This is a genomic window from Streptomyces recifensis (assembly GCF_002154615.1).
GTDB classification, from domain to species: Bacteria; Actinomycetota; Actinomycetes; order Streptomycetales; family Streptomycetaceae; genus Streptomyces; species Streptomyces griseoluteus.
In genome coordinates this window covers 1-4,591 of the sequence record NZ_MUNH01000422.1, presented here as the reverse complement: position 1 = coordinate 4,591, position 4,591 = coordinate 1, and the positions used below count along the sequence as shown (strand labels likewise).

Annotated in this window: 4 protein-coding genes; 2 read left to right on the top strand and 2 right to left on the bottom strand. The window is 72.9% G+C overall.

Annotation, left to right across the window (positions count from 1 at the left end; translation table 11 throughout):
* Nucleotides 1-243: 243 nt before the first annotated feature.
* The gene (locus CCN33_RS21400; protein ID WP_392225664.1) at nucleotides 244-1,041 is read right to left on the bottom strand and encodes a glutamate racemase; all 798 of its coding nucleotides are present in this window, start codon (nucleotides 1,039-1,041) and stop codon (nucleotides 244-246) included.
* A gap of 57 nt (nucleotides 1,042-1,098) precedes the next feature.
* On the opposite strand from CCN33_RS21400, the gene CCN33_RS21395 reads away from it, so the two are divergent.
* Nucleotides 1,099-2,274: a glycosyltransferase gene (locus CCN33_RS21395; RefSeq protein WP_086695175.1), complete on the top strand. Its 1,176-nt coding sequence runs from the start codon at nucleotides 1,099-1,101 to the stop codon at nucleotides 2,272-2,274.
* A 7-nt stretch (nucleotides 2,275-2,281) separates the two neighbouring features.
* On the opposite strand, the gene CCN33_RS21390 is transcribed toward CCN33_RS21395, so the two are convergent.
* On the bottom strand, nucleotides 2,282-3,451 hold the full coding sequence (locus tag CCN33_RS21390; RefSeq protein WP_086695174.1) for a TerD family protein: 1,170 nt from the start codon (nucleotides 3,449-3,451) through the stop codon (nucleotides 2,282-2,284).
* A gap of 204 nt (nucleotides 3,452-3,655) precedes the next feature.
* Here CCN33_RS21390 and CCN33_RS21385 point away from each other — a divergent pair, with 204 nt between their 5' ends.
* Complete coding sequence (locus tag CCN33_RS21385; RefSeq protein WP_086695173.1) at nucleotides 3,656-4,117, top strand: DUF6643 family protein; 462 nt, start codon at nucleotides 3,656-3,658, stop codon at nucleotides 4,115-4,117.
* Nucleotides 4,118-4,591 lie beyond the last annotated feature (474 nt).

The window sequence follows — 4,591 nt, the reverse complement described above, 5'->3', positions numbered from 1 at the left end:
CGCGGACTGCACGGCCAGCTCGATGCCGAGCGCCATGCAGGCGGCACCGGCAAGCGCCAGTACCCATTGCACGCGGTTGGTGGCGCGTCCGGTCCAGACGTCGGGGTGCGGGGCGTCCTCGGCGTCGCGGTGCTCCCTCATGTCTATGAGGTTACCCAGGTTCCGCCGTGGTGGTATCCGGTGACGGAGAGGTACTGCTCCGGGCGGACGGGCGGACGGACCGCCCGGCGGCCGCCCCCGGTGTCACATCCGGTCGGCGAGCGGCCCGGCCGCGGGCAGCAGCCGTCCCTCGGCGTAGTGCAGCGCGGCAGCGGGCAGCGCGCCTCCCTCGCGGCCGCTCAGCAGCACGGTGAGGGAGCCCACGGCGGGGGCGTCGGGAGCGGGCAGCTCCCCGATGCGTCGCAGCGCCTGGGTCGCGACCGCCCCGGCGGAGCCGTGCAGGACGAGCGGGGCGGCACCCGGCTGCTGGACGGCGGCACGGATGCGCTCCGCGACGAGTTCGTAGTGGGTGCAGCCGAGGACGACGGTCGTGACGTCGGGCGGGGTGAGTTCCGCGGCGGCGGCGACGGTCGCGGTGATGGCCTGCTCGTCGGCGTGCTCGACGGCCTCGGCCAGGCCCCAGCAGGGCACCTCGGTGACCTGGACGCCGTGCGCGAAGTCCTCGATCAGACCGCGCTGGTAGGGGCTGCCGGTGGTGGCGGGGGTCGCCCAGATCGCCACGTGTCCGCCGCCGGCCGAGGCGGGCTTGATCGCGGGTACGGTGCCGATGACCGGGATGCCGGGTTCGCACAGGGCGCGCAGCGCGGGCAGCGCGTGCACGGACGCGGTGTTGCAGCCGACGATGAGGGCGTCGGGCCGGCGGGCGGCGGCGGCCTCGGCGACAGCCACGGCACGCCGGGTCAGGTCCTCGGGGGTGCGCGGTCCCCAGGGCATGCCGTCGGGGTCCAGGGAGAGCACGAGATCCGCGTCGGGCCGAAGGCGGCGGACCGCCGCGGTGGCTGCGAGGAGGCCGATTCCGGAGTCCATGAGCGCGATCTTCACCCGGCCACGATAGTCGATGACCACCGGTGGGCCGTTCCGGTGGGGGAGACTGCGGCCGTGAGCGCCATCGTGTGGACCGCCGCCGTATCCCTCGCCGTCTGGTGCTGGCTGCTGCTGGGCCAGGGCTTCTTCTGGCGCACCGACGTACGGCTCCCGCCCCGCCGCGAGCCCGCGGAGTGGCCGTCGGTCTGCGTGGTGGTTCCGGCCCGCGACGAGGCGGCCGTGCTGCCCGCGAGCCTGCCCTCGCTGCTCGTCCAGGACTATCCGGGCCCGGCGGCGATCTTCCTGGTGGACGACGGCAGCCGCGACGGCACCGGCGACCTGGCCCGCGAGCTGTCCGCGCGGTACGGCGGGCTGCCGCTCACGGTGGACTCCCCCGGCGAGCCGCCCCAGGGCTGGACGGGCAAGCTGTGGGCGGTCCGGCACGGGATCGCGCTGGCACGCGCGCGTGACCCCGAGTTCCTGCTGCTGACGGACGCGGACATCGCGCACGCCCCGGACAGCCTGCGCTCCCTGGTCGCGGCGGCCCGTACGGGCGGCTTCGACCTGGTCTCCCAGATGGCCCGGCTGCGCGCGGAGAGCGCCTGGGAGCGGCTGGTGGTCCCGGCCTTCGTCTACTTCTTCGCCCAGCTCTACCCCTTCCGCCGGATCGGCCGCCGGGGCGCCCGTACGACGGCGGCGGCCGGAGGCTGTGTGCTGCTGCGCACGGACATGGCCGAGCGGGCCGGCGTTCCGGACGCCGTCCGGCACGCGGTCATCGACGACGTGGCCCTCGCGCGGGCGGTGCGGGCCAACGGCGGCCATCTCTGGCTTGGTCTGGCGGACCGGGTGGACAGCGTGCGGCCGTATCCGGGGCTGGGCGAACTGTGGCGGATGGTCTCGCGCAGCGCCTACGCCCAGCTCAGGCACAGTCCGGCGCTGCTGCTGGGCACGGTGGCGGGGCTGGCGCTGGTGTATCTGGTGCCGCCCGTGGCGGTGGTGGCGGGCGCGGTCGCGGGGAGCGCGTCGGCGAGCGCGCTCGGCGCGGTGGCGTGGGCGGTGATGGCGGCGACGTATGTGCCGATGCTGCGCTACTACCGGCAGCCCCTGTGGCTCGCTCCCCTGTTGCCGTTCACCGCGTTCCTCTATCTGCTGATGACGCTGGACTCGGCGTTCCAGCACTGCCGGGGCCGGGGCGCCGCCTGGAAGGGCCGCACCTACGCGCGTCCCGACGCCGTCCCGGACGAGGGCTGAAGCCGGTTCACTTGCGGCCGGGCGTCCAGTTCATGCCCCAGCCGTAGGCCCGGTCGACCGTGCGCTGCGGGCTCACTCCGCGCTCCGGGACGAGGTAGCGGGCCTCGCGCCGGACGACGAGGTCGCCGCCCGCGTCGGTGATCAGCGCGAGCGCGCACACCGTGGAGGGGACCGTGCACTCGTCCAGCGAGAAGTCGATCGGGGCGCCGTGCTGCGGTCTGAGGGTGACGGTGGCGTGCAGGTCGGCGAAGGAGGTGGCGCCCTCGTAGATGGTGACGAAGACCAGGACCCGTCTGAGGTGCGCCATGTGGTCGAGGCTGATGGTGAGGTTCTCGCCGTCCGCCACCGCCCCGGTCCGGTCGTCGCCGTCGAGGTGGATGTACGGCGGCCGCTCCAGCGCCCCGAAGGCGTTGCCGAGGGCCTGTACGACGCCCTTGCGGCCGTCGCTGAGTTCGTACAGGGCGCACAGGTCGAGGTCCAGGTCACCGGGTCCGGGGCCCCGGCGGCGGCCGGTGAGGTGCTTGCGGGTCTGCCAGTTGAGGTTGACGCGCATGACGCCGGAGGTGCCGCCCTGCTTGGCCAGGGACACCGAGGGAGCCGCCTTGGTGAGCGTGATCTTGGAAGGCTGAGCGGGGGGCGGTACCGGGTGCTGGGGCACGTCGACGGTGATGCCGAAGTCGGTCGCCAGGCCCTCGAGCCCGCTGTCGTAGCCCTGGCCCACCGCCCGGAACCTCCAGGCGCCCTGGCGGCGGTAGAACTCGCCGAGTACGAAGGCGGTCTCCACGGTGGCGCCGGTGCTGTCGAAGCGGGCGGCGGTGTCTCCCGTCGCGGGGTCCAGGACCTGGACGGCGAGGCCGGGGACCTGACCGAAGGTGCCGCCGTCGGCCGAGGCCGCGAGGACGATCCGCTCGATGCCGGCCTCCACCCGCGCGAGGTCGACGAGCAGGATGTCGGTGACCTGAGCCCCGTTGGTCTTCGTGCCCTCGTGGCGGACCGCGCCGGAGGGGTGGACGGGCTGGTTGTAGAAGACGAAGTCACCGTCCGCGCGGACCCTGCCGTTCGCCAGAAGGAGTGCCGAGGCGTCCACGTCGGGGATGCCGGGGCCCGCCCGGCGGGTCACCTCGACGCGGAGCGCGGTGACGGGCACCGGCGTGTTCGACCCCTTGGGCATTGACATGTCCGCCCCATCTATACAACGTCCGACGCTCCGTCAACCGCCGGTAACCGGACAGGAACTCGCCTTTTACACGATCCAGACGTCGCATGAAGTCCATTTTTGACAAGTTCGCTCGGATTAGCGATCCCAGATCGCCGCCGACACGGAAAACAACCCTCTTATCGGTCTCCCCAACCAGCACATCGTGGGCTTAACTTATGTGCCATGACCTCCCCCCGCTCCACCTATGGCGGCGGCTACTACTCCGCCTCCTTCCCGGACACCCCGATCTACGACTCGCTCGTGGCCGAGCGGGGCACCCCGCAGATCGCCCCGATCAGGGTCCCGGCCGCCTATGACACCGGTATCGGCATGCAGTCCTCCCCGGGCATGCCCTCCCCCGGTGGCAACCTCCCCGCACTGCCCTCCGCTCTTCCCGCGCTGCCCGCGGCTCCCTCGCCGCAGCCCGCGTACGGCTACCCGCAGCAGCAGGCGCCCCAGATGCAGCCGACGCCCACGGCGTACATCCCGCAGCAGGCCGGCGCCCCGCGCGGCTACCCCGGCGCGCAGCCCCAGCCGCCGCGCCCGGCACCCTCGGGCTACGAGGCGATGCGCCCGGCCGCTCCCCGGCCGCCGCAGCAGCCGTACCAGGATCCGTACAACAACCAGCAGTACCGCGGCTACTGAGCCCTTTCGGCTCTTCGTAGCAGCCTTTCCGGCTCCGGGAACGCGACTCCGCGATCGATCGATGTCCACCGTGACCAGCGGTGGTACCGGTTCGACGACGGGGGGAAGGTCGTCACCCGCCCGAGCCGTCCCGTCCCCCGTGTGCCGTCGCCGAGCTGTCGCCCGGCGGCGGCATTCGTCTGTCCCCCTCTGTCCGTCCTCCCCTGACAGTGCCCGTACCCCGTCACAACGGGAACATGCGCATCACTTTTCCCCACCGCGGGGAAGGGGGCGCGTCCACCTCCCGCACCACGTCACCACTGGTCGGCTGTTCGGACGGGGAAACCGGGAACTCCCGCCGCACCCGGGTCGTTGGGCGAACATGAGAAGTCCGTGAGAGAAACCGCGGGGACGTGATGTCCTTCTCCCGTGCCCTCTTCGCCGGGCCGGGGGTGAGCGGTGCCGACACGGGGCAGGACAGGGGCTGTCTCTTAT

What these genes read in the sequence shown, in the direction of transcription:
- CCN33_RS21390 (WP_086695174.1), bottom strand. Translation starts at nt 3,451, where the DNA reads ATGTCAATGCCCAAGGGGTCGAACACGCCGGTGCCCGTCACCGCGCTC.
- CCN33_RS21385 (WP_086695173.1), top strand. Translation starts at nt 3,656, where the DNA reads ATGACCTCCCCCCGCTCCACCTATGGCGGCGGCTACTACTCCGCCTCC.